The following is a 22,791-nucleotide window of genomic DNA, read 5'->3' as shown; positions in this document are numbered from 1 at the left end:
TCAGTATGGCATCGGCCAGTCGCGATGCACCGCCTCGATCTCGGCCAGAACCTCTGCCGACAGGGTGATCTCTGCCGCGCCAAGGGCGGTCTGCAACTGCGCCAGACTGGTCGCCCCGATGATCGGAATGCAGGGGAAAGGCCGCGTCCGGCACCAGGCAATCGCCATCTGGCAGGGGTCAAGCCCATGGCGCGCGGCCACCCCCAGATAGGCGGCAACGGCGGGAAACACCCGGGGCGTGATCCGGCCCGACAGAGTGTGATTAAGACTGCGACGAGAGCCTTCTGGCGTGACATCGCCCGCATATTTGCCCGACAAAAGCCCCGTCGCCAGTGGAGAGAATGCCAGCAGCGGCATCTCTTCCATCGTGGCAAGCTCTGCCCAGTCGGTATCGAACTGGCGGCACAGCAGCGAATATTCGTTCTGCACCGTCGCCATACGCGGCAGGCCGTGCCGGTCGGCCAGCGACAACCATTTCGCCGCCCCCCAGACGCTTTCATTCGACAGGGCGATGTGGCGTATCTTGCCTTCGCCGATCAGGCGCGCCGCCTCGCCCAGAATGTCCAGCATTTCTGCCTCGGTTCCGGCGCGGTCGCTGGTGGGTTTGTAATCCCAGTGCTGACGGAAGTGATAGCTGCCCCGGTTGGGCCAGTGCAGTTGGTAGATGTCGATGTAATCGGTGCCCAGCCGTTGCAACGAGCTTTCAGCCGCCGCGCGCAGGGTTGCGCCCGAAATCGGCTGGCCGGGCCGCACCATCTGCCCCACGCCGGCCACCTTGGTGGCGATGACCAGCCGGTCACGCCCGCCCCGCGCCGCCAGCCAAGAGCCGATGATTTCTTCAGTCTTGCCTACGGTTTCGGCCCGCACCGGATTGACCGGATACATCTCTGCCGTGTCCCAGAAGGTGGCGCCATGGTCCACGGCCATATCCATCTGGGCATGGCCCTCGGCCTCGGTATTCTGGCTGCCCCAGGTCATGGTGCCCAGACAGATCTCTGGCACGTTCAGCCCGGTCCGCCCCAAGGAAATGGTTTTCATCCTGCCCTCCATCAACAGGGGGCAAGCTAACTCGCGGCACGGCCAAGGCAAGCCGGGAATCAAGTGCCAACTGCGCCAGATCAACGAAACCAGCCTCGAATCCGGGTAGGATTCCTAAATCGAAGCAAAGGAGACGACGATGGATATCACCTTCAAAGGCCAGACTGCGCTTGTCACCGGCGCGGGGTCGGGCATCGGCGAGGCGGTTGCGGTTGCGCTGGCCAAATCGGGGGCAAAGGTCGCGGTGCAGGATATTTCGCTGGACAAAGCCCAAACCGTCGTGGCCCGCATCGTCGCCAAAGGTGGCGAGGCCAGGGCGCTGGCAGGCGATGTGGCCGATGCGACGGCGGTAGAGGCGATGGTGGCTGACACGGTGGCCTGGGGCGGCGGGTTGCACCTGTTGGTGAATAACGCCGGCATCGACGGGCCTTCAGCGCCCACCGGGGATTATCCACTCGACGGTTGGGCGCAGGTTATCGGCATCAACCTGAACGGGGTGTTCTACGGGCTGCGCTTTGGCATTCCGGCCATGCTGAAATCGGGCGGCGGGGCGATTGTGAACATGGCATCGATCCTTGGATCGGTTGGTTTTGGCGGGGCGCCCGCCTATGTGGCAGCCAAACACGCGGTCGTGGGCCTGACTAAGAACGCAGCGATGGAATATGCGACGCAAGGCATTCGGGTGAATGCCGTTGGCCCCGCCTTCATCGATACGCCGCTGCTTGCAGGTTTTGACAAAGCCGCCCGCGACTGGCTGATTTCGCAGCACCCGGCGGGCCGGATGGGCAAGGCCGAAGAAGTCGCCGCGCTGACGCTGTTCCTGCTCTCGGATCACGCCAGTTTCATCACCGGCAGCTATCACCTTGTTGATGGGGGCTATACGGCGAAATAGGTCAAACCTCTGGCCCTTTTGCACGGCGGGCGCTAAACAGCGCCCGACCTAAGGAAAAGGGCACCTCATGGCACGGATTCTGATCACCTCCGCCATTCCCTATATCAACGGCATCAAGCATCTTGGGAACCTTGTGGGTTCGCAACTGCCAGCCGACCTGTTCGCCCGGTTCAACCGCGCGATGGGGCATGAGGTGATGTTCATCTGCGCCACCGACGAACACGGCACCCCCGCCGAACTGGCCGCCGCCAAGGCAGGCCAGCCGGTGGCCGAATATTGCGCCGAGATGCACAAGGTTCAGGCCGAGCTTGCCAAGGGCTTTCGCCTGTCGTTCGACCATTTCGGGCGGTCGTCCAGCCAGCGCAACCATGTGCTGACCCAGCATTTCGCAGGCAAGCTGGCCGACAACGGCCTGATCCGCGAAGTGTCGGAGAAGATGATCTTTTCCATCGACGACAACCGCTTCCTGCCCGACCGCTATATCGAGGGCACCTGCCCCAATTGCGGGTACGATTCCGCGCGCGGCGACCAATGCGACAACTGCACCAAGCAGTTGGACCCGACCGACCTGATCAACCCGCATTCCACCATTTCCGGCAGCACCAATCTGGAGGTGCGGGAAACCAAGCACCTTTACCTGATGCAGCGCGCCCTGAAGGACAAGCTGGAGGCGTGGATCGACTCGAAAACCGACTGGCCGATCCTGACCACCTCGATCGCCAAGAAATGGCTGAACGACGGCGACGGGCTGCAAGACCGCGGCATCACCCGCGACTTGCACTGGGGCATCCCGGTGATGAAGGGCGATCAGCCCTGGCCGGGCATGGAGGGCAAGGTTTTCTACGTCTGGTTCGATGCCCCCATCGAATATATCGCTGGCACCGCCGAATGGGCCGATGCGAATGGCAAGGCCGATGCCGACTGGGAACGCTGGTGGCGCACCGACAAGGGCGCGCATGACGTGACCTATTACCAGTTCATGGGCAAGGACAACGTACCCTTCCATACCCTGTCGTTCCCCGCCACCATTCTGGGCTCGGGCGAGCCGTGGAAGCTGGTCGATTACCTGAAATCCTTCAACTATCTGAACTATGACGGCGGCCAGTTCAGCACCTCGCGCGGTCGCGGGGTGTTCATGGATCAGGCTTTGTCGATCCTGCCGTCGGACTACTGGCGCTGGTGGCTTTTGTCCCACGCGCCGGAATCCAGCGACAGCGAGTTCACATGGGAGAATTTCCAGGCAAGCGTGAACAAGGATCTGGCCGATGTGCTGGGCAATCTTGTCAGCCGTGTCACCAAGTTCTGCGTGTCGAAATTCGGGGCCGAAGTGCCCGCTGGCGGTGCCTTCAGCGAACAGGAACATCGCCTGATCGAAGAACTGGGCACCCGCATAACGGATTACGCAGCCTGCATGCAGGCGATGGAGGTGCGCAAAGCCAGCGCCGAGTTGCGGGCGATATGGGTGATCGGCAACGAATATTTGCAAGCCGCCGCCCCCTGGACGGTGGTGAAAACCGACCCGGAGCGCGCGCAGGCGATGATCCGGCTCAGTCTCAATCTGATCCGGGTCTATGCCATCCTGTCGGCCCCGTTCATTCCCGATGCGGCTGCGACCATGATGGCGGCCATCGACTCGGACGACTGGACCTGGCCCACCGACGTTGCCGCCGCCATGACCGCCCTGCCTGCGGGTCATGCCTTTACCGTGCCGGAAAACCTGTTCCGCAAGATCACGGATGAGGAACGTGCCGACTGGCAGGCCCGTTTCGCCGGTGTTCGGACCTGATGCGCAGAACTGAAGTTTCGGCTATGCTTGCTGCGGGCGTTTCTGCGCCAGAGATTTCTGCGGGGGACGCTTATGGCTGAGGCAAGCCGCAGATATGTATCAAAGGGCGTGGCGCATGTCGTGCTGGCGCCAGGTGCAGAGCAGGTGCCTGTCACCTTTGTGCTGCTGCCTGGCTTTACCATGCTGGCGTTTTCGTCGGCGATAGAGCCGTTGCGCATGGCCAACCAGTTGACCGGGCAAGAGTTGTTCCGCTGGCAGGTGCTGACCGAAGATGGCAAGCCGATGGCCTGTTCAAACGGGTTGCAGGTGATCGCCGATGGCAGTTGGCTAGGCACACAGCCCGATGGCCTGATTTTCGTCTGTTCCGGGGTAGAGCCGGAAACCAAGGGCAGCCCGGCGCTGGCCGATTGGCTGCGCGGGCTGTGGCGGCGCGGTCGCATTGTGGGCGGGCTGTGTACCGGGGCCTATACGCTGGCCAAGGCGGGCATCCTGAAAGGGCGCCGCTTTACCCTGCATTGGGAAAATATCGAAGGTTTTACAGAAAGTTACCCAGACCTGCCCCCGGCACGTCAGGTCTTTACCATCGAAGACCGGGTGATGACCTGTGCGGGCGGCGTGGCGGCGGCTGACCTGATGCTCAAGATCATCCACGACCGTTTTGGCGCGAAAGTCAGCCAGGAGGTCATGAACATGTGCCTTCTGACCCAGCGCCGCGATGACAAGGACCAGCAGACCACGTCGCTGGCCGCCCGCCTTGGCACGCGCCACGACAAGCTGTTGCAAGCGGCCGAATTTCTGGAGGCGCGGATCGAGGAAGAGTTCGATCTGGATGCCTGCGCCGATCACCTGGACCTGTCGCGCCGCCAGATCGAACGGCTGTTCCACCGCTATCTCGACACAACGCCGGTGCGCTATATGAACGACCTGCGGCTGGCGCGGGGGCGGGCACTGCTGGCCGAGACCGATCTGAAAGTGACCGAGGTGGCGGTGGCCTGTGGCTATGCCTCGACCTCGCATTTCTCGAAATCGTTCCGCAAGAAATACGGGGTGTCGCCCTATCGATTCTCGCATTTCGGGCTGACCGGGGCGCCGGGCGGCTGATGTCTGTATCTGGGGGCACCTCCCCCCACCCCCCGTGGGATATTTATGAACAGATGAAAGCCGCGGGCGGCTATCAGCCCTTCTTGCAGAACGCCTCGCGCAGCGCCGAGATCACCGGGGTGACTTCGGACTGCACAAGGCGGTAGATGACATTCTTGCCCTGCCGTTCGGTCTGCACAAACCCCTCGGCCCGCAGGCGCATCAGTTGCTGCGAGATGGTTGCCTGACTTTCGTTCAGGGCGGCGCAAAGTTCGGTCACGTTCATGTCACGCTCGATCAGGTGGCACAGAATCTGAAGGCGGCCAGCATGGGACAGCGTTTTCAGGAAGGCCACCGCCCGTTCTGCCGCCGCACTGTCCGAACCAAGGGGATCGAACCCGTCTGACATGATGATTTCCGTCATCGGAACGCGCATCCCTCTTTCGCGCCCAGCGCCTTGAATACCTTGGCTGCCGGGCAGAACCCTGTGAACGACGACTGGATCAGGTTTGCACCGATAAACACCGTGAGCCAGACAAAGTACCCGGATACATAAGTCGTCAGCACGACGGACAAAAGCACCATGCACCCGGCAAACAGCAGAACGGAACGGTCGATAGTCATGTCATGTCTCCTTTTTGACAATGGTCAGGTGCGAAACACCCGGTAGATGGCAGGGATCACCACCACCGTCAGCGCGGTCGAGGTGAGAAGGCCGAACAGCAGAGAGATGGCGAGACCCTGAAAGATCGGGTCAGCCAGGATCACCACCGCGCCGATCATGGCGGCCACGGCGGTCAGGAAGATCGGCTTGAAGCGGATGGTGCCTGCGTGGATCAGGCTTTCGACCGTCACCGCCCCTTCGCTGCGGATGAAATCCACCAGCAGGATCGAATTTCGCACAATGATCCCCGCCAGCGCGATGAAGCCGATCATCGAGGTGGCCGAAAAGGGCGCGCCGAACAGCCAGTGGCCCAGCATGATGCCAAGGAAGGTCAGCGGCACCGGCGTCAGGATGACCAAGGGCAGGCGGAACGAGCCAAATTGCGCAACCACGAGGATATAGATGCCCAAGAGAGCCACGCCAAAGGCGGCCCCCATGTCGCGGAAGGTGACCCATGTCACCTCCCACTCGCCATCCCACAGCAGCGTGGTGCGGGTTTCGTCGTCGGGCTGGCCATGCAGCGCGATTTGCGGCGCGTCAGGCTGATCCTTCAGCACGTTACCGACCGCCAGCATCCCGTAAAGCGGTGCCTCGTAATCGCCCGCGAGTTCCGCAGTTACCATCTCGGCGGCGCGGCCATTGTGGCGGAAGATCGGGTAAGAGGCATTTTCAGTAGTGATCCTTACCACATCGCCCAGCTCGACCACATCGCGCCCGCCGGGCAGGCTGTTGGCCGGGATGGGGGTAGACAGAAAGCGTTCATCCATCACCCTGTCGCCCGTGGCACGCTGCAAGACCAGCGGGATCGGATAACGCCCCTGCCCCCGGTGCGAATAGCCGACCGTCTGCCCGCCGTTCAGCGCAGCGATGGTGTCAAACACGTCCTGTTCCTGCACACAGTAAAAATCGAGGTCATCGGGCGAGATCGTCGCGCGCAGCCGGCGGGGTTGGGTGCCATAGCTGTTATCGACATCGACAAGGAAGGGCACCGCGCGGAACGCGGTTTCGACCTGCGCGGCAGCCTTGCGGCGGGTTTCGGCGTCGGGGCCATAAACTTCAGCCAGCAGGGTCGAGATCACCGGGGGGCCGGGCGGCGGTTCGACCACCTTCAGCGCGGTGCCTGCGGGCAGGGCCAGCGCGGCCAGCCGCTGGCGCAGGTCCAGCGCGATGGCATGGCTGGTGCGGCTGCGGTCGGCTTTGGGGGCAAGGTTGATCGCCACCTCACCCAGATGCGGTTCCTGCCGCAGGTAATAATGGCGCACGAGGCCGTTGAAGTTGAAGGGGGCCGCCGTGCCCGCATGGGTTTGGGCCGAGGTCACCTCGGGCAGGCCCAGCGCCACCCGCGCCACATCCTGCACAAGGGCGTCGGTCGTCTCGGTTGCCGCCCCTTCGGGCAGGTCGATCATCACGGCAAGTTCGGATTTGTTGTCAAAGGGCAGCAGTTTGACCGTGACATGCTTGGTGTAAAGCAGGCCGAGAGAGCCGAAAGACAGCGCCGCCGTGACCAGCAGAAACATCAGGCTGCGGCGTTTCGTGGCCAGAATGGGCCGGGCGGCGGCCATATAGACCCGCTCCATCCAGCCGTGACCGGAATGGTGCGCCAGCCGCGCACGGCCCGCGATTTTCACCATCAGCCAAGGGGTGATTATGACGGCGACAAAGAACGAGAATACCATCGCCGCACTGGCATTGGCCGGAATGGGCGACATATAGGGGCCCATCAGGCCGGAAACGAACAGCATCGGCAGCAGCGCCGCCACCACGGTCAGCGTGGCGACGATGGTGGGGTTGCCCACCTCGGCCACCGCATCCACCGCCGCCTGCGCGCGGGGGCGGGCATCGCCCATGCCCCAGTGTCGAGCGATGTTTTCAATCACCACGATGGCGTCATCGACAAGGATACCGATGGAAAAGATCAGCGCGAACAGGCTGACCCGGTTCAGCGTGTAACCCATGATCCAGGCGGCAAAAAGCGTCAGCAGGATCGTCACCGGAATGACGATGGCCACCACCACCGCCTCGCGCCAGCCGATGGCGACAAAGACCAGCGCGATGATCGACACGGTGGCAAGGCCAAGGTGGAACAGCAGCTCGTTGGCCTTTTCATTGGCCGTCTCGCCATAGTCGCGGGTCACGGTCACTTGCACCGAATCCGGGATCACCCGGCCCTCCAGCGCCTTGATCCTGTGCAGCGCGTCTTCGGCCACCACCACGGCATTGGCCCCTGCCCGCTTGGCGACGGCCAGCGTGACGGCGGGGCTGCGCATAATCGTGCCATCCGCCTCCCGCGTCAGGTTCGCCACGATATGGTCCGAGGTATCGGGCACAAAGCTGACATCGGCTACATCGGCGACATAGACCGGGTGCCCTTCGCGCGTGGTGATCAGCAGGTTCGCCACCTCAGCCGGGGCGGTCAGGGTGGTGCCTGCCACAAGGTCCACCTCCTCCCCGCCATCGCGCAGCTTGCCCGCGTTCAGCGTGCGGTTGGCCTGTGCCACCTTGCCCGCAAGCTGTTGCAGCGTCACGCCATAAAGGGCCAGCCGGTCGGGGTCTGGCGCGATGCGGATGGCCTCGGTCGCCTCGCCCACCAGATAGGTCAGGCCGATGTTGTCGGCCTTTGTCACCTCGGCCTGAACGGCGCGGGCAATGCGGGTCAGGTCATTGGCCTGCACCGCCTGCCCCGGCTTTGCCGACAGGGTGACCGACAGGATCGCCACATCGTCAATGCCGCGCCCGACGATCAGCGGTTCGGGAATGCCCACCGGAATCCGGTCCATATTGGCGCGGATCTTGTCATGCACGCGCAGGATGGCATCCTCGGACCGGGTGCCGACCTGAAACCGCGCCATGACCAGAACGCTGTCATCGCGGGTCTGGGAATAGACGTGTTCGACCCCGTTGATGCCCTTGACCAGCACCTCCAGCGGCTCGGTCACCAGCTTCACCGCATCCTCGGCCTTCAGGCCGGAGGCTTGCACATGGATGTCCACCATGGGCACGGAAATCTGCGGCTCCTCCTCGCGCGGCAGGGCGCCAAGGGCAACCAGACCGGCGGCAATGGCGGCAAGGATGAACAGGGGCGTCAGCGACGAGGCGATGAAGGCCCGCGTCAACCGCCCGGCAAGGCCAAGGCGCTCACTCATTGCCGCCCCCAAGCACCCGGTCGGTCGCTGTAAGGCCGGACAGGATTTCGACCATCTTTTGCCCGTCGATCACCTGATGCTGGCCGGGCACCACCACGCGGGCCACCGGGCCTTCCGCTCCCTCGACCTGAACGAAATCCAGCCCCGATTGCGAGGCAATCTCTCCTTCCGGCACCACCAGCGCGGGGCGCTGCCCCACCGGCAGGCGCACCAGCACGCGGGCGTCAATGAAGCGATCAGATAGGTCCGCCACCTCGACATCCGCCGTCACCCGCCCGCCCGAGATCAGCGGGTAAACCTTGGCCAGACGGCCCTCGGCGCCCTCAATTTCGATGGTATCGCCTTGGTGCAGGTTGGCGGCATGGCGCTCGGGCACCGCGATGCGCAAAAAGGTGCCGCCCGCCGCCAGCGTTGCCACGGGTTCGCCCGGCATCACCACCGCGCCTTTTGCCACCGGCACCTCCAGCACCCGACCCGCCGCCGGGGCCAGCACCGCACCCTCGGCCTCGCTTTGAGCTATCACGCGGGCCTGCGCCTCCAGCGCGGCGATCTGGCCTGTCACCACATCGACCTGTGTGCGCAGCGCATCCAGCCGCTGCACCGTGGTGACGCCCTGCTTCAGCAGCTCTTGCCCGCGCGTCAATTCGGCTTGGGCATTGGCAAGCTGCGCCTCAGCCGCCGTCTTTTGCGCCTCCAGCGCGGAAAGCTGGAACCCCAGTTTTTCATCGACGATCCGGGCCAGAACCTGCCCTTCGGCCACCACATCACCCTCGGTCACCGCCAGTTCGGTGATCGTGCCGCCAATCCGTGCGCGCGCAGGCACCCGCAGCCGCGCCTCAACCGTGCCGTAAACCGCTTTCCACTCCGTCAGCTGCACCTGTTTGACTGGCGCCGGAGCGTCGGCAAAGGCTGGGGTGACCAGAGCAAGGCAAATGGCGGTCAGGACGGGTTTGCACATGGTGTCGCTCCTCTGTTGTCTGACAGATATATTTTCACATTCTAATGTCAATATGTGTTTGCAACAAACCGGGCCCGCCTTCCGCTTGAGCCGGGGCGCGCAAAGCCATATGGAAGGCCAAACCGCCCGAAGGACCATGCCATGCCGACCTTCCTTGACACCGCCGCGCCCGATTTCGACGCCCGCTTCTCCGCCCTTCTGGGGCAAAAGCGCGAAGAGGCCGAGGATGTCGATCACGCCGTGGCTGCCATCATCGCCGATGTCCGCAGCCGGGGCGATGCGGCGGTGATCGAGCTGACCGCACGGTTCGACCGGTTGACCCTTACGGCGGAAACGCTGGCCTTTTCGCCCGCCGAAATCGCCGCCGAAATCGCCAAGGTGACGCCCGAAGACCGCGCGGCGCTGGAACTGGCGGCAGACCGCATCCGCGCCTATCACCTGCGCCAGATGCCCGAGGATGCCAGTTGGCAGGAGCCGACCGGCGCCACCCTTGGCTGGCGCTGGACGCCGGTTTCCGCTGCGGGGCTTTATGTGCCGGGGGGGCTGGCCTCTTACCCCTCTTCGGTGCTGATGAACGCCATTCCCGCCAAGGTGGCGGGGGTCAAGCGGCTGGCTGTGGCCTGCCCCACCCCCGGCGGCGTGGTCAACCCCTTGGTTCTGCTGGCCGCCGAACTGGCCGGGGTGGATGTGATCTACCGCATCGGTGGCGCACAGGCGATTGCGGCGCTGGCCTATGGCACGGCGACCATTCCGGCGGTGGACAAGATCACCGGGCCGGGCAACGCCTATGTGGCGGCAGCCAAGCGCCGGGTTTTTGGCCGCGTGGGCATCGACATGATCGCCGGGCCGTCGGAAATTCTGGTGATCTCGGATGGAAGCGCCGACCCCGACTGGCTGGCCTTGGACCTGCTGTCCCAGGCCGAGCATGACCAAAGCGCGCAGTCGATCCTGATCACCCCCGATGCCGCCCATGCCCGCGCGGTGACGGCGGCGGTGGAAAAGCGGCTGGAAACGCTGGAGCGGCGTGAGATTGCGGGGGCAAGCTGGCGCGATTTCGGCGCGGTGATCGTCACGCGCGACCTGCACGAAGCTGCTGCCCTGTCGAACCGCGTCGCCCCTGAACATCTGGAGCTGTGCGTCGAAGATCCCGAAGCGCTGAGCCTTGAAATCACCCATGCCGGGGCGATCTTCCTAGGTGCCTGGACGCCCGAAGCCATCGGCGATTACGTCGGCGGGCCGAACCATGTGCTGCCCACCGCGCGCTCGGCCCGGTTCTCCTCTGGCCTTTCCGTCATGGAATTCCTGAAACGCACCACGCTGGCCAAGATGACACCCGAGGCTCTGCGCGCCATCGGCCCCGCCGCCGAACGGCTGGCGATCAGCGAAAGCCTTGAGGCACATGGCCTTTCGGTCCGCGCCCGGCTGGACCGGCTGAACGGCTGACCTTGACCGCCGCAGCCCGCCCCGGCAGGTTGGCGCTAACGGAGGGACGAGATGCTCAAAGGAATCGACAACCGGCTGAACGCCGACCTGCTGGGCTGCCTGCGCGCCATGGGGCATGGCGACATGCTGATGCTGGTGGATGCCAACTTTCCCGCCGCAGCACTGGCCAGCCAGACGATTGCGGGCAAGCTGCTGACCATGGAAAACCTGACCGCGACCGAGGCCGCCCGCGCGATCCTGTCGCTGCTGCCCCTGGACACTTTCGTCCCCGATTTCGCGGGCCGGATGGAGGTGGTGGGCGACCCGGCAAAAGTTACCGATGTTCAGGCAGAGGTGCAGGCCGTCGTCGATGCCGCCGAAGGCCGCCCCCGCCCCCTGCCCGGAATTGAGCGGTTCGCCTTTTACGATCTGTCAAAACAGGCCTATGCCATCGTGCAGACCAGCGAGCGGCGGCTCTATGGCTGCTTCATGTTCCGCAAGGGCGTGATCCCGCCAGAGGAATGAGCATGAAACCTATTGTAAATCTTGGAATTTTCGTTGCCGACTGCGCCTTCCGCTCGGCCCGCCTGCCCAAGACGGGTGAGACGATCTTGGGCAACAGCTTTGCCCTTGGGCCGGGTGGCAAGGGGTCGAACCAGGCCGTCGCCAGCGCGATGGCGGGCGGCGTCACGCATTTCATCACCCGGTTGGGGAATGACGACTTCGCTGCCATGGCCGATGGCATCTGGCGCAAGGCGGGCGTGACGCCTGAAATCACAGTGGACCATGACAGCTTTACCGGGGCCGCGGCCATTCTGGTTGATGACAGCACGGGTGCCAATGCGATCATCGTGACGCCGGGGGCTGCCGGTCGGATCACCGAAGGTGACATCGAAGCCCGCCGTGCCCTGATCGAAAGGGCCGCCGTCTTCATCACCCAGTTGGAGCAGCTCATCCCCCCAGCCCTGCGCGGCCTGCAAATCGCCAAGGCGGCGGGTGTGACCACGATCCTGAATCCCGCCCCTGCGGCCGAATTGCCAGCCGAAACCTTTCCTCTCTGCGACTACCTCACCCCCAATGAATCCGAGGCCGAACTGCTGACCGGCCTGCCCGTGACCAATTTGGCCGAGGCCGAGGCCGCCGCCGATGCCCTGCTGGCCAAGGGCGTGGGCGCTGTGGTGATGACCTTGGGCGGCAATGGGGCGCTTTACCGCGACAAGACCCGCAGCCTGCATCAGCCGATCATCTCGGCGGGCAAAGTCGCCGATACCACCGGCGCGGGCGATGCCTTCAACGGCGGGTTCTGCGTGGCCTTGGCCGAGGGGCAGCCGATTGAACAGGCGCTGCGCTTTGCCGCCGCGACGGCGGGCATTTCGGTCACACGGCGGGGGGCTGCGGCCTCGATGCCCGCGCGGGCCGAAATCGACGCGCTGCTGGCCCGCGCCTAAGGCTTCCCCTGACGCCCGCGCCACCCTATAAGGCGGGCAAGCAAGGAGAGCGCCATGCGTCAGGCCGAGGTTACCCGCAACACCAACGAAACCGCGATCTCGGTCGCGGTCAATCTGGACGGCACCGGCAAGTGCAACGTGCAGACCGGGGTTGGCTTTTTTGACCACATGCTGGACCAGCTTGCGCGCCATTCGCTGATCGACATCACGGCAACCGCCAAGGGCGACCTGCATATCGACGATCACCACACTGTCGAGGATACCGGCATCGCACTGGGGCAGGCGCTGGTGCGCGCCTTGGGCGACAAGCGCGGCATCCGCCGCTATGGCCACTTCCGGCTGGCGATGGACGACACTCAGGTCGCCTGTGCGCTGGACCTGTCGGCGCGGCCCTTTCTGGTGTGGAACGTGCCCTTTACCGCGCCCAAGATCGGCACGTTTGACACGGAACTCGTGCGCGAATTCTTTCAGGCGGTGGCTGTGCATGGTGGCATCACCCTGCATCTTGACCTGATCCACGGCCTCAACAGCCACCACATTGCCGAGGCGACGTTCAAGGCCTTTGCTCGCGCCTTGCGCGAGGCGGTGGAGCCTGATCCCCGCCTTGGCAACGCCCTTCCCTCGACCAAGGGCGCGCTGTAAGCGCCAAATTTCTTCGAAGAAATTTGTCCGGATTTTGCAAAATCCGGGCAAGAATTTTCGAAAATTCTTGCTCCCGGAGTCCAGCCGAATGCCCCTGACCGTCCCCCTGACAGTCCTTGTCGATTACGATAGCGGCAACCTGCATTCCGCCGAAAAGGCGTTTCAGCGCATGGCGCTGGAAACGGGCGCAGGTGATATCCTCGTCACCTCGCGCCCCGAAGATGTGGCTCGCGCCGACCGCATCGTTCTGCCCGGCGACGGGGCCTTCCCGGCCTGCCGCCGCGCGCTTGGCGAATATGGCGGGCTGTTCGAAGCGATTGAAGACGCCGTGCGCACCAAGGGCCGCCCGTTCATGGGCATCTGCGTCGGGATGCAGATGATGGCGACCTGGGGCCGCGAATATACCGACACGCGCGGCTTTGACTGGATAGGTGGCGAGGTGACGCGCATCACCCCCGCCAACCCCGCGCTGAAGGTTCCGCATATGGGCTGGAACGATCTGGTGATCGACAGCACTGACGCCGGGGCGCATCCGGTTCTGAACGGCGTTGCAACCGGCGACCACGCCTATTTCGTCCACTCCTACGCCTTCCGCGTGGCCAATCCAGCAGAGCGGCTGGCCCATGTCGATTATGACGGCGACATCACCGCGATCATCGGGGCTGCGAACATGGTCGGCACCCAGTTTCACCCGGAGAAATCGCAGGCGACCGGGTTGCGGATCATCGCAAACTTCCTGCGCTGGGCACCCTGATCGGGTAACCTTTGCCTCATATGGCAAGAACTTATACCACGACGAACCGAATAAGGCGAAAGCCGGTCATCGTGCGCGGGCCTTTCCAACTCGCAGATTGCCCGGCTGTGATCGGATCGGCCTTCATCGTGTTGTCGAAGAAATTGTGCAACCAGTCATCGCAGAAGAAATTCAGCAACTGATCCGCCTTCTGGAAGCGCCAGCTGCCAATGTTGGGATCAAAAAAGCGAAACCCTGCCTGCCGATTGCCCGGCCCGCCTGAACTGTGCATGAAATCGACCGAATGCGCACTGCTTGAGGCTGAGTGGCCATTTATTGCGCCATAGTCATAGTGTAGCGACAAACAGAATACCGTTTGTCCAGCCCCCGACCACAGCGGCGCGATTTGCATCCTTATTGCATTTGCAGCCGTGCTATTTGTCGTGGCGGCAAGATCGACCACAGTCTTGCCCTGAAATGACATGTGCGAGCCAACGGCGCGCAGCAATGTCTTGGCAACGCTTCGCGTCCCTGCCCCGTTTGCATCGCTGTCCACCTCCACCATGTGCCCCCTTGCGCGGAGGACGGGCGAGTGGTCACGCTGAGGATCATGCCTATGCGCATAGGCGACTGTAACCGGGGGCGCTCTGGTCCCAGCCGCAGTCCGGCCTCCGCTATGATTAGCCCTTATGCCAAGATATTCTGGTGAGTTCGCCCGCTTTTGGGCAGTCGTGACCAGATCACTGATGATCGCCGTCTCAGTGCGAGATGTGGTCAGCAACTCTCCCGCCCATGTATAAACCAGAGATCGGCACAAGGCTTCGGGTTGGCTATAGGGAATGCGCGGCGCGATTTTCAGTGGCATGATATTATCCGGCACTGGATCAGCAGGTTTCACCAAAATGAACTTGGGTGCCGCGAGCATGCACCAGCCGCGAATAAACGTAGATCAAGCACATTTTCGGGCAAACGATGTCTGCCGGTAGCCCACCTGTCAACTCAGTTTTCCGATTGTGCTACGCCCTAGCGCAGCCACAGGCCCGCCTCGCGGATGCGGGCCCGGATCGCCTGTTCCCGGCGCGGCAGGTCGGCGCGGTCAAACATCTCGCGGATCTTGCGGCCACGGTTCTTGTAGATCAGCTCGCGCGCAGGCTCATGGTCGCGCAACAGGCGGCGCAGTTCTTTTTGGCTTGCCACCTCTTCCAGCACCTCGACCGCGCGGTCGCTTTCGCGGGCGTAAAGCAGCGGCAGGCTGCGGTAATGGCAGGTCACATCGCCATCAAGCCCGGCCAGTTCCGGCCCCGGACGCCCCCCGCCAAAAGACTGCACCACCAAGGGCAGCGCAATCTGGTCCAGCCATGGAAACAGCTCTTGCGCGGCAAGCTCCGGGGGCGTGTCGTCGCGGATCGTGCGGGCGATGGTCAAAAACCGTTCGCCAAACGCCTTGGGACTGGCATGAAAGAACCAGCCCGCGTTGAAATAAAGAAACCGCCGCCAGTGGTCGGCAGGTTCCGACAGGTCCAGCGTGGGGGCGATGTCCAGGCCAAAGCGGGCATAAAGCGCGCCCCAGATCGCCTCATGCGTCGAATAAAGCGGCACCGTTGGCCAGGTGCCCTCGCGCCGCATCGAGGCCGAGGGGCGGGCGAAATCGAACGGCACGGCGGCCAGATCGCCTGTCACCAGCGTATCGGTATCCAGAAACAAGAACGGTTCATCCGGCAGGGCCAGCAGCGCCTCGATCTTGTTGCCATGGGGATAACTGGCCCCGAACACGCAGTTCTGAAACGGCAGAAAGGTTGCGCCCAACCCCTCCAGCGCGGCACGCAGGGCGGGGTTGGTCAGGCGCGGGTCTTGCGGCCACAAGGGCCCGCCGGGTTCGGCCAGAAACAGCTTGCCCTGAAACCCCGGCGCGCTGGCCCGCAGCGATGCCGCCAGCAGCAACGCCTCGTATGAAAGGCGCCCGGCCTGCACCACGGCGACGATGTTGAACGCCATCTCTCAGGCCTTTGGGCCAAAGCGCAGCGACAGGCAGGACATGCCGCCATCCAGCTTGGCGCATTCGCTGTTGCCAATCTCGCGCACCTGATAGCCCGCGCGCAGCAGCATGTCGCGCGTGCGCGGAAACCCGGCAGGCGTCAGAACAAGATCGTTGAAGCGGATCGTATTGGCCGCCGCCTCTTCGCCTTCGGGCACGTCCAACACCCGGTAGCCGGCAAAGCAGCCAGAGGCGGACAGGCGCGGCGTGGACAGGATTGTTTCCCCATCCAGCAATGAGCAATCGGTCTTGAAATGCAGCACGCCGGGCGGGGTATGAACCTCTCGTACCGGCCAACCCCAATCGGCGACCAGCCCGGCCAGTTCGGCGATCCCTTGGGCATTGGTCCGGGCAGAACGACCCACCAGAACCTCGGTTTCCGTCACCAGAATGTCGCCGCCCTCGATATGGCTGGCCTGCCCCGCAATGCTTCGGACGCTGCCGTAAAGGGCGACCAGATGCGGTGCCATCTCTGCCGCCTCGCCCAGACGGGTCGGGGCACCGGGGCGCATGATCACCGCCCCCTGCGGCAGACACAGCGCGGTATCTTCGACAAAGACGCTATCGGGATAGTCGGTCAGCGCGGGCAGCACCGTCACCTTGGCCCCTGTCGCGCGCAGGGTGGCGACATAATCGGCATGATGGGCCAGCATCACCGCCAGATCGGGGCTGCCGGTATCCACGGCGCGCAGGCCATGGGTGATCGATGCCGCAGGCAAGCGGCAGATAGCATGGCTGAAACGAAAGGAATGATCGGACATCGCCTAGGGGTAAGCCGCCGCCCGCATCGGCGCAAGCCCGTCGTGCGTGCGCCCTAGATCGACAAGCTGGCCAGCAGATCCCCGGCCAGAATGGCCCCCACGATCAGAGCGGCAATGATCAGCTTTACGGTGTTACGGGTCATATGGGGCCTCTGAACCTGAAATCATGTTCAGTTGAGATGGGACCCAAAGCCCCGTTGTGCAACCAGTTGCGCGATAAATGCGGTGTATCAACCAGATGCAGCAGCACCCCGGAGTACTTGGGCACTGCGCAAGTGCTGATTTTGGGTGTTTTTCTAGCACCTGCGCCTTGCGAATACTTATGCCGCATCGTTTCTCGCCTGACGCACTCGATCCCGGCGCGAATGTATTCGCCGGGCAGTGCACAGCACCCTAAAAAGTGAACTGAAAAGTTCATATTGACCAGCCCGTCACCTTGACGGATGATCAGGTGTCTTTCCAAAGGGTGCCGCAATGCGTTCTGCCGTCCTGTTGGCCTGTTGCCTCGCCACAGCCCCCGCCCATGCCGAGCCGCCGTTTCCGGTAGAGATTGTAGTGGCACATACCGGGGCCGTGGTGAAGGATTTCGCGCTGGCCGGCACGCTGGAGGCGACCGACAGCTATCCTGCCTCGTTCCGTGATGGCGGGCGGGTCATCGCGATGGCGGCCGATGTCGGCGACCGGGTGGCCAAGGGGGCGGTGGTGGCGCAACTGGACCCGACGCAGGCCGACGGCGCGCTGCGCGGGGCAGAGGCGGGTCTGCGCGGGGCCGAAGCGGCTCTTTTGCAGGCCGGGCTGGCGCGTGACCGGGCGCGCGGGCTGTTGCAGCGTGGCAGCGGCACGCAGGCCGAACTGGATGCCGCAATAGAGGGCTGGCTGGGCGCAAGGGCGCAGCGCGATCAGGCAAAGGCCGCCCTGACCAAGGCGCGGCGCGCGGTGGATGACACCACCTTGCGCGCGGTCGAGGATGCTATCGTCACAGCCCGCAACGCCGAACCGGGCCAAGTGGTGGGCGCGGGGCAAGCCGTGCTGCAACTGGCCGTCGCATCAGGCCGCGAGGCGGTGTTTCTGGCACCCGACGGTATCGACCTTGAATCCTATCTGGGCGAGACGCTGACCCTGTCGCCGATTGACCAGCCCCATATCACCTTTGCCGCCGTCCTGACCGAAGTGTCGCCCATCGTCGCCCAGAACGGCACGGTGCGGGTCAAGGCGCGGGTTGGCACCGGCCTGCCCGACGACCTGCCGATTGGCACCGCCATTGTGGGCCATGCCAAATTCAGCGACGGCGCACGCATTGTTCTGCCATGGACCGCGCTGACAGCCACCGCCGATGGCCCCGCCGTCTGGACATTGGGCGAAGACAACACCGCACAGCTGACCGCCGTCGATGTCAGTGGCTATGGCGACCAGACCATTGAAATCGCAAGCGGACTGGCCGAGGGCGCGCGCGTCGTCGCCGCCGGATCGCAGATGCTGTATCCCGGACGGGCGGTTGTGGCCGCAGAGGTGACCCCATGAAACGGCTGGCGCTTTTCCTGCTGATGCCGCTGCCCCTTTGGGCCGAAAGCGCCCCGCCCGCGCGCCCGGTGGTGACCGAGATCGTCATCGCCGACCCGACCCGCCAGCGCAGCTTTCCCGGCGTCATCGCGGCGGAAACCCAGACCGTTCTGGCGTTCCAGACACTGGGGCGGCTGGCGACGCTGCCGGTCTCGCCCGGTGACACGGTGCACAAGGGCGATGTGGTGGCAACGCTGGATCAGGTGACCTTGCAAGAGGATGTCGCGGCTGCCAAAGCCGCCGCCAATGCAGCGGGTGCGCAGGCCGATTTTGCCCAGCAAAGCCTTGCGCGGGTGCGTGAACTGGTGCGGCGCAACGTGGCCTCGACCGCGCAGATGGAACAGGCGCAGGCCGGGGCCGATACGGCTGCGGCACAGGTGGCCGCCGCCGAGGCCGATCTGGCCCGCGCCCAGGATGCCGCGCGCTTTGGCACGCTGACCGCCCCCGCCGATGGCATTGTCCTTTCGACCGCCGCCGAGGTGGGCAGCGTCCTCAGCGCGGGCAGCCCGGTGCTAACGCTGGCCGCGCAAGGTGGACGCGAGGCGGTGATCGACGTTCCGGCGGAATTCGTCGTTCTGCTGCCTGCCGATGCCCGGTTCGAGGTGCGCGCCAGCCAGGGTGCCCGCCAGTCCATTCCCGCCACCCTGCGGTTGATTGAGCCAGAGGCTGGCGCCAGCCTGCGCAGCCGCCGCCTGCGCCTGACCATGGGGCCGACGCCCGCCGAATACCGGCTGGGCAGCCTGATCACCGCCACTATCGTCGCCGGGTCCGCCCCGGTGGTAACGCTGCCCCTGTCGGCACTGTCCGGCCCGCCCGACAAACGGGTGGTCTGGCGGGTCGACCCTGCCGACCGCGCGGTTCATGCCGTGCCGGTGACGCCGGGCAAGACCCTGCGCGACCGGGTGGTCGTATCGCAAGGCATTGCAGCGGGCGATGAAATCGTGGTCCGGGGCGCGGCCTCGTTGACCGAAGGCCAGATCGTGGGGGCGCGGGTCGAATGAAGGCAGGGTTCAACCTTTCGGACTGGGCGCTGCGGCATCGGTCGTTCCTGTGGTATCTGATGGTGGTCTCGCTGGTGGCGGGAACGCTGTCTTACCTGTCGATGGGACGCGAGGAAGACCCCAGCTTTACCATCAAGACCATGATCGTGACCGCCGCCCTGCCCGGCGCCACGGCCGAGGAAACGGTGACGCAAGTGACCGACCGGATCGAGAAGAAGTTGCAGGATCTGGATAACCTGAAAGACACGCGGTCCGTTACCGGACCGGGTCAGGCGGTGGTGTATATCGAGCTGCGCGACGATACGCCTGCCGCCGATGTGCCGGTGACATGGACGCGCGTGCGCCAGCTCATGTCGGATATTCGCGGCGATTTCCCCAAGGAATTCGCGGGTTTCGCCTTTGCCGACGATTTCGGCGACGTCTACGGCAACATCTATGCCTTTACCTATGACGGCTTTTCCCCGCGAGAGGTGAAGGACCGTGTGGAGGACGTGCGCGCCGCCGTGCTGCAACTGCCGGATTCCGGCAAGGTCGATCTGATCGGCACCCGCGATCAGGTGGTGCATCTGGAGTTTTCCAGCCGCAAGCTGGCCGCGCTTGGCCTTGACCGGGAAACCGTGCTGGCCACCCTTGCGGGCGAAAATGCCATCACCCCGTCGGGCACCATCCAGACCGGGGCCGAGCAGGTTCTGGTGCGGGTGACAGGCCAGTTCACCTCTCCCGAGGCGCTGGCCAATACCACGCTGCGGGTGGGCGATGTGTTCTTTGCCCTGTCGGATGTGGCCGATGTGATCCCCGGCTATGTCGATCCGCCGACCTCGCTGATCCGGTTCGACGGCAAGCCTGCGGTCGGGCTGATCGTGGGGATGCGAAAGGGCGGCAATATCGTCAGCTTTGGCGAAGAGCTGGACACTCTGATGGCAAAGGTTGAAACAAACCTGCCGGTGGGGATTGAGCTGCACAAGGTGGCCGATCAACCGCATGTGGTGGAGGAATCCGTTAACCACTTCATCCGCGCGCTGGTTGAGGCTGTGGTGATCGTGCTTGCGGTCAGCTTTATCTCGCTGGGCTGGCGGGCCGGACTGGTGGTAACGATGGCCATTCCGCTGGTTCTGGCGATGACCTTCGTCGTGCTGGACCAGATGGGGATCACCTTGCAACGCATCTCGCTGGGCGCGCTGATCATTGCGCTGGGGCTCTTGGTCGATGATGCGATGATCGCAATTGAAACCATGATCAGCCGGATGGAGCTGGGCGAAAGCCGCGAAAAGGCCGCCAGTTACGCCTGGACCTCGATCGCCTTTCCCATGCTGTCGGGCACGCTGGTCACGGTGGCGGGGTTCATCCCCATCGGGCTGAACAGTTCGGCGGCGGGGGAATACACCCGGTCGCTGTTCTACGTCATCGCGATTTCGCTGGTTCTTAGCTGGGTGGTGGCGGTGCTGTTCGCCCCCATTCTGGGCACGACGTTCCTGCCACGCGATCTGGCGCATCATGCCAGCGGGCCGGGCCGGTTGCGGCGCGGCTTTCGCCGGGTGCTTTTGTGGGCAATGCGGGCGAAATGGCTGACCATTGCGGTTACAGTCGCGGTCTTTGCACTATCGGTCTTTGGGATGAAATTCGTAGAACAGCAGTTCTTCCCCACCTCGGACCGGCCCGAGATCATCGTCGATGTAACCGCCCGCCAGAACGCCAGCTTTGCCGCGACCGACGCAGCCATGGCCAAGCTGGAGGCATGGTTGGCCACAAAAGAGGAAGCAACCTTCTGGACGACCTATGTCGGCCGGGGTGCGCCGCGTTTCATCCTTGCGCTGGATGTGCCGACACCGGGGCCGAACATGGGGCAGATCGTCATCATGACGCCCGATCTGGCCGCGCGCGACAAGCTAAAGGCGGAAATCCGCGAATACGGCAAGACGCTGACCGGGATCGAGGTTTACCCGAAATACATCGAACTGGGGCCGCCGGTGGGCAAGCCGGTGCAATACCGCCTGTCCGGCCCCGACCCAGAGGCGCTGCGCGACAAGGCGCGCGATCTGGCCGCGCTGCTGGCCACCGATGCGCGGCTGACCAACATCGCGCTGGATTGGAACGAGCCTGCGCGCGTGGTGCGCGTTGCGGTCGATGGCAGCCGGTTGCGGCAATTGGGCCTGACGCAAAGCGACGTGGCCAAGGCGCTTTACTCTCTGCACGAAGGGGTGGCCGTGACGGAACTGCGCGACGGCAAGACCCTGATCGACGTGATCGCGCGCGGAAATCAGGCCGACCGCACCACCCTTGCCGCCCTGTCCAACCTGCAACTGGGCAATGCCGAGGGGCAGCCGGTGCCGCTGTCCTCGTTCGCGCGGCTGGAATGGGTGACCGAACAGCCGGTGATTTACATGCGTGACCGGGTACCGACGGTGACAGTCAAGGCGGCGGTGGCGACCAAAGACCAGCCCGCCACCATCGTCGCAGCCCTTGCGCCGCAGATTGACGCCATGGCCGCTGCCCTGCCCCCCGGTTACGGCTTGCAGACGGCAGGAACGGTTCTGTCCAGCGGCGAAAGCCAGGGGCCGATTGCCGCCGTGGTGCCGGTGATGCTGCTGATCCTTGTCACACTGGTGATGATTCAGATGCAAAGTTTCCGGCTAACGTTCATCGTGCTGACGGTGGCGCCTTTGGGCCTGATCGGGGTGGTGGCGGCCTTGCTGCCATCGGGGGCGCCGATGGGCTTTGTGGCCATTCTGGGGGTGCTGGCGCTGGTCGGCATCCTGATCCGCAACTCGATCATTCTTGTGCAAGAGGTTGAAGACCTGATCCGCCACGGCAAGACCCGCTGGGATGCGCTGTTCGAGGCGTCGGATAGCCGGGCAAGGCCGATCCTGCTGACGGCGGCGGCAGCGAGCCTCGCGCTGATCCCGATTTCGCGGCAGGTGTTCTGGGGGCCGATGGCCTATGCGATGATGGGCGGTATCATTGCGGGCACGCTGATCACCCTGCTGTTCGCGCCAGCGCTTTACTGCGCCGTTTTCGGCCTGCGCCAGCCCCGCGAAGAACCCGCGCCATGACCGTGGATCACCGCAGCCGCAACGCCCGGATGCGACGAGAGCGGATGCGCGCGCGTCTTATCGAGGCGGCGCTGTTTGTCTCCGCCGCGCGGGGGCCGGACGGGGCCAGCATTGATGAGGTGACGGCTACGGCGGGCGTATCGCGCGGCAGTTTCTATAACTATTTCTTTACCTTGCCGGAACTTCTTCAGGCCTCCAGCCATGAATTGGGCGTAGAGTTGATCGCGCTGGTTCTGGCGGAAATCGCCCCCGTCACCGACCCCGCCGAGCGACTGGCGCGTGGGGTGCTGTTGCTGGTTGACGCGGGGCGAAAATACCCGCTGGTGGCGCGGTTTGCCGCGCGGATGGCGGCGGTTGCCCTTGCCCCCGGCAGTGTGGCCCATTCGGTGCTGCCCCCGCTGTTGCAGGCCGGAATGGACATGGGCCGCTTTGTGCCCGCGTCGTCGTGCAAGGCATCCTGCGCGTTTTGGGCCTGCCCGGCCCAGAGGCCGAGGCGCTGGCCAACCTGCATGTCACCCTGCCCACGGTGGCCGCTGACAGCCTGATGGCGCGCACCGAACTGGTGCGTCAGGCCCGCG

Annotated in this window: 20 protein-coding genes; 12 read left to right on the top strand and 8 right to left on the bottom strand. The window is 64.2% G+C overall.

Annotation, left to right across the window (positions count from 1 at the left end):
* Positions 1–1,038, bottom strand: a complete 1,038-nt coding sequence (locus tag JI744_RS06505) for an aldo/keto reductase (RefSeq protein WP_202658899.1) — start codon at positions 1,036–1,038, stop codon at positions 1–3.
* Positions 1,039–1,177: 139 nt separating this feature from the next.
* Between JI744_RS06505 and JI744_RS06500 the strand changes: the two genes are divergently transcribed.
* The 3 genes from JI744_RS06500 to JI744_RS06490 all read left to right on the top strand — a co-directional run bounded on the left by JI744_RS06500 (position 1,178) and on the right by JI744_RS06490 (position 4,817).
* A complete protein-coding gene (locus JI744_RS06500) occupies positions 1,178–1,930 on the top strand; it encodes an SDR family NAD(P)-dependent oxidoreductase (RefSeq protein ID WP_202658898.1) in 753 nt (250 codons plus the stop codon).
* Positions 1,931–1,997: 67 nt separating this feature from the next.
* Positions 1,998–3,716 carry a methionine--tRNA ligase gene (gene metG / locus JI744_RS06495; protein ID WP_202658897.1) on the top strand — a complete coding sequence of 573 codons (1,719 nt, stop codon included), beginning with the start codon at positions 1,998–2,000 and terminating at the stop codon, positions 3,714–3,716.
* 72 nt (positions 3,717–3,788) lie between these two features.
* Complete coding sequence (locus JI744_RS06490) at positions 3,789–4,817, top strand: GlxA family transcriptional regulator (RefSeq protein ID WP_202658896.1); 1,029 nt, start codon at positions 3,789–3,791, stop codon at positions 4,815–4,817.
* A 73-nt stretch (positions 4,818–4,890) separates the two neighbouring features.
* On the opposite strand, the gene JI744_RS06485 is transcribed toward JI744_RS06490, so the two are convergent.
* Genes JI744_RS06485 through JI744_RS06470 form a run of 4 tightly spaced genes read right to left on the bottom strand, consistent with a single transcriptional unit; the run spans position 4,891 to position 9,561 of the window.
* Positions 4,891–5,220, bottom strand: coding sequence for an ArsR/SmtB family transcription factor (locus JI744_RS06485; RefSeq protein WP_236019301.1), 330 nt, complete (start codon positions 5,218–5,220; stop codon positions 4,891–4,893).
* Positions 5,217–5,420, bottom strand: a complete 204-nt coding sequence (locus JI744_RS06480) for a YgaP family membrane protein (protein ID WP_202658895.1) — start codon at positions 5,418–5,420, stop codon at positions 5,217–5,219. Before JI744_RS06480 ends, JI744_RS06485 begins: the two co-directional genes overlap by 4 nt.
* Before the next feature lie 24 nt (positions 5,421–5,444).
* Entirely contained in the window at positions 5,445–8,603 is a 3,159-nt protein-coding gene (locus tag JI744_RS06475; protein WP_202658894.1) for an efflux RND transporter permease subunit, read from the bottom strand.
* Positions 8,596–9,561 carry an efflux RND transporter periplasmic adaptor subunit gene (locus tag JI744_RS06470; RefSeq protein ID WP_202658893.1) on the bottom strand — a complete coding sequence of 322 codons (966 nt, stop codon included), beginning with the start codon at positions 9,559–9,561 and terminating at the stop codon, positions 8,596–8,598. Before JI744_RS06470 ends, JI744_RS06475 begins: the two co-directional genes overlap by 8 nt.
* Before the next feature lie 141 nt (positions 9,562–9,702).
* On the opposite strand from JI744_RS06470, the gene hisD reads away from it, so the two are divergent.
* The 5 genes from hisD to hisH all read left to right on the top strand — a co-directional run bounded on the left by hisD (position 9,703) and on the right by hisH (position 13,827).
* Positions 9,703–11,004 carry a histidinol dehydrogenase gene (gene hisD / locus JI744_RS06465; protein ID WP_202658892.1) on the top strand — a complete coding sequence of 434 codons (1,302 nt, stop codon included), beginning with the start codon at positions 9,703–9,705 and terminating at the stop codon, positions 11,002–11,004.
* A 51-nt stretch (positions 11,005–11,055) separates the two neighbouring features.
* Positions 11,056–11,508, top strand: a complete 453-nt coding sequence (locus JI744_RS06460) for an RbsD/FucU family protein (protein WP_202658891.1) — start codon at positions 11,056–11,058, stop codon at positions 11,506–11,508.
* Positions 11,509–11,510: 2 nt separating this feature from the next.
* Positions 11,511–12,431, top strand: a complete 921-nt coding sequence (locus JI744_RS06455) for a ribokinase (RefSeq protein WP_202658890.1) — start codon at positions 11,511–11,513, stop codon at positions 12,429–12,431.
* A gap of 54 nt (positions 12,432–12,485) precedes the next feature.
* A complete protein-coding gene (gene hisB / locus JI744_RS06450) occupies positions 12,486–13,073 on the top strand; it encodes an imidazoleglycerol-phosphate dehydratase HisB (RefSeq protein WP_202658889.1) in 588 nt (195 codons plus the stop codon).
* An 88-nt stretch (positions 13,074–13,161) separates the two neighbouring features.
* Entirely contained in the window at positions 13,162–13,827 is a 666-nt protein-coding gene (gene hisH, locus JI744_RS06445) for an imidazole glycerol phosphate synthase subunit HisH (protein ID WP_202658888.1), read from the top strand.
* A gap of 31 nt (positions 13,828–13,858) precedes the next feature.
* Here hisH and JI744_RS06440 read toward each other — a convergent pair whose 3' ends face one another.
* From JI744_RS06440 to JI744_RS06430, 3 genes are all read right to left on the bottom strand, one after another.
* Complete coding sequence (locus JI744_RS06440) at positions 13,859–14,371, bottom strand: hypothetical protein (protein ID WP_202658887.1); 513 nt, start codon at positions 14,369–14,371, stop codon at positions 13,859–13,861.
* 458 nt (positions 14,372–14,829) lie between these two features.
* Positions 14,830–15,801 carry a hypothetical protein gene (locus JI744_RS06435; RefSeq protein WP_202658886.1) on the bottom strand — a complete coding sequence of 324 codons (972 nt, stop codon included), beginning with the start codon at positions 15,799–15,801 and terminating at the stop codon, positions 14,830–14,832.
* Positions 15,802–15,804: 3 nt separating this feature from the next.
* Complete coding sequence (locus JI744_RS06430; protein WP_202658885.1) at positions 15,805–16,602, bottom strand: dimethylarginine dimethylaminohydrolase family protein; 798 nt, start codon at positions 16,600–16,602, stop codon at positions 15,805–15,807.
* 474 nt (positions 16,603–17,076) lie between these two features.
* On the opposite strand from JI744_RS06430, the gene JI744_RS06425 reads away from it, so the two are divergent.
* Genes JI744_RS06425 through JI744_RS06410 form a run of 4 tightly spaced genes read left to right on the top strand, consistent with a single transcriptional unit; the run spans position 17,077 to position 22,758 of the window.
* A complete protein-coding gene (locus tag JI744_RS06425) occupies positions 17,077–18,123 on the top strand; it encodes an efflux RND transporter periplasmic adaptor subunit (protein WP_202658884.1) in 1,047 nt (348 codons plus the stop codon).
* Positions 18,120–19,163 (top strand): efflux RND transporter periplasmic adaptor subunit, encoded by a 1,044-nt coding sequence (locus JI744_RS06420; protein WP_202658883.1) that lies wholly within the window; start codon positions 18,120–18,122, stop codon positions 19,161–19,163. Before JI744_RS06425 ends, JI744_RS06420 begins: the two co-directional genes overlap by 4 nt.
* Positions 19,160–22,213 (top strand): efflux RND transporter permease subunit, encoded by a 3,054-nt coding sequence (locus tag JI744_RS06415; protein WP_202658882.1) that lies wholly within the window; start codon positions 19,160–19,162, stop codon positions 22,211–22,213. Before JI744_RS06420 ends, JI744_RS06415 begins: the two co-directional genes overlap by 4 nt.
* Positions 22,210–22,758 (top strand): TetR/AcrR family transcriptional regulator, encoded by a 549-nt coding sequence (locus JI744_RS06410; RefSeq protein ID WP_202658881.1) that lies wholly within the window; start codon positions 22,210–22,212, stop codon positions 22,756–22,758. Before JI744_RS06415 ends, JI744_RS06410 begins: the two co-directional genes overlap by 4 nt.
* The last annotated feature ends 33 nt before the right edge of the window (positions 22,759–22,791 follow it).

It is taken from the genome of Fuscibacter oryzae (genome assembly GCF_016765795.1).
GTDB classification, from domain to species: domain Bacteria; phylum Pseudomonadota; class Alphaproteobacteria; order Rhodobacterales; family Rhodobacteraceae; genus Fuscibacter; species Fuscibacter oryzae.
The sequence above is the reverse complement of the archived record's forward strand: the minus strand, read 5'-3'. Positions and strand labels throughout refer to the sequence as shown.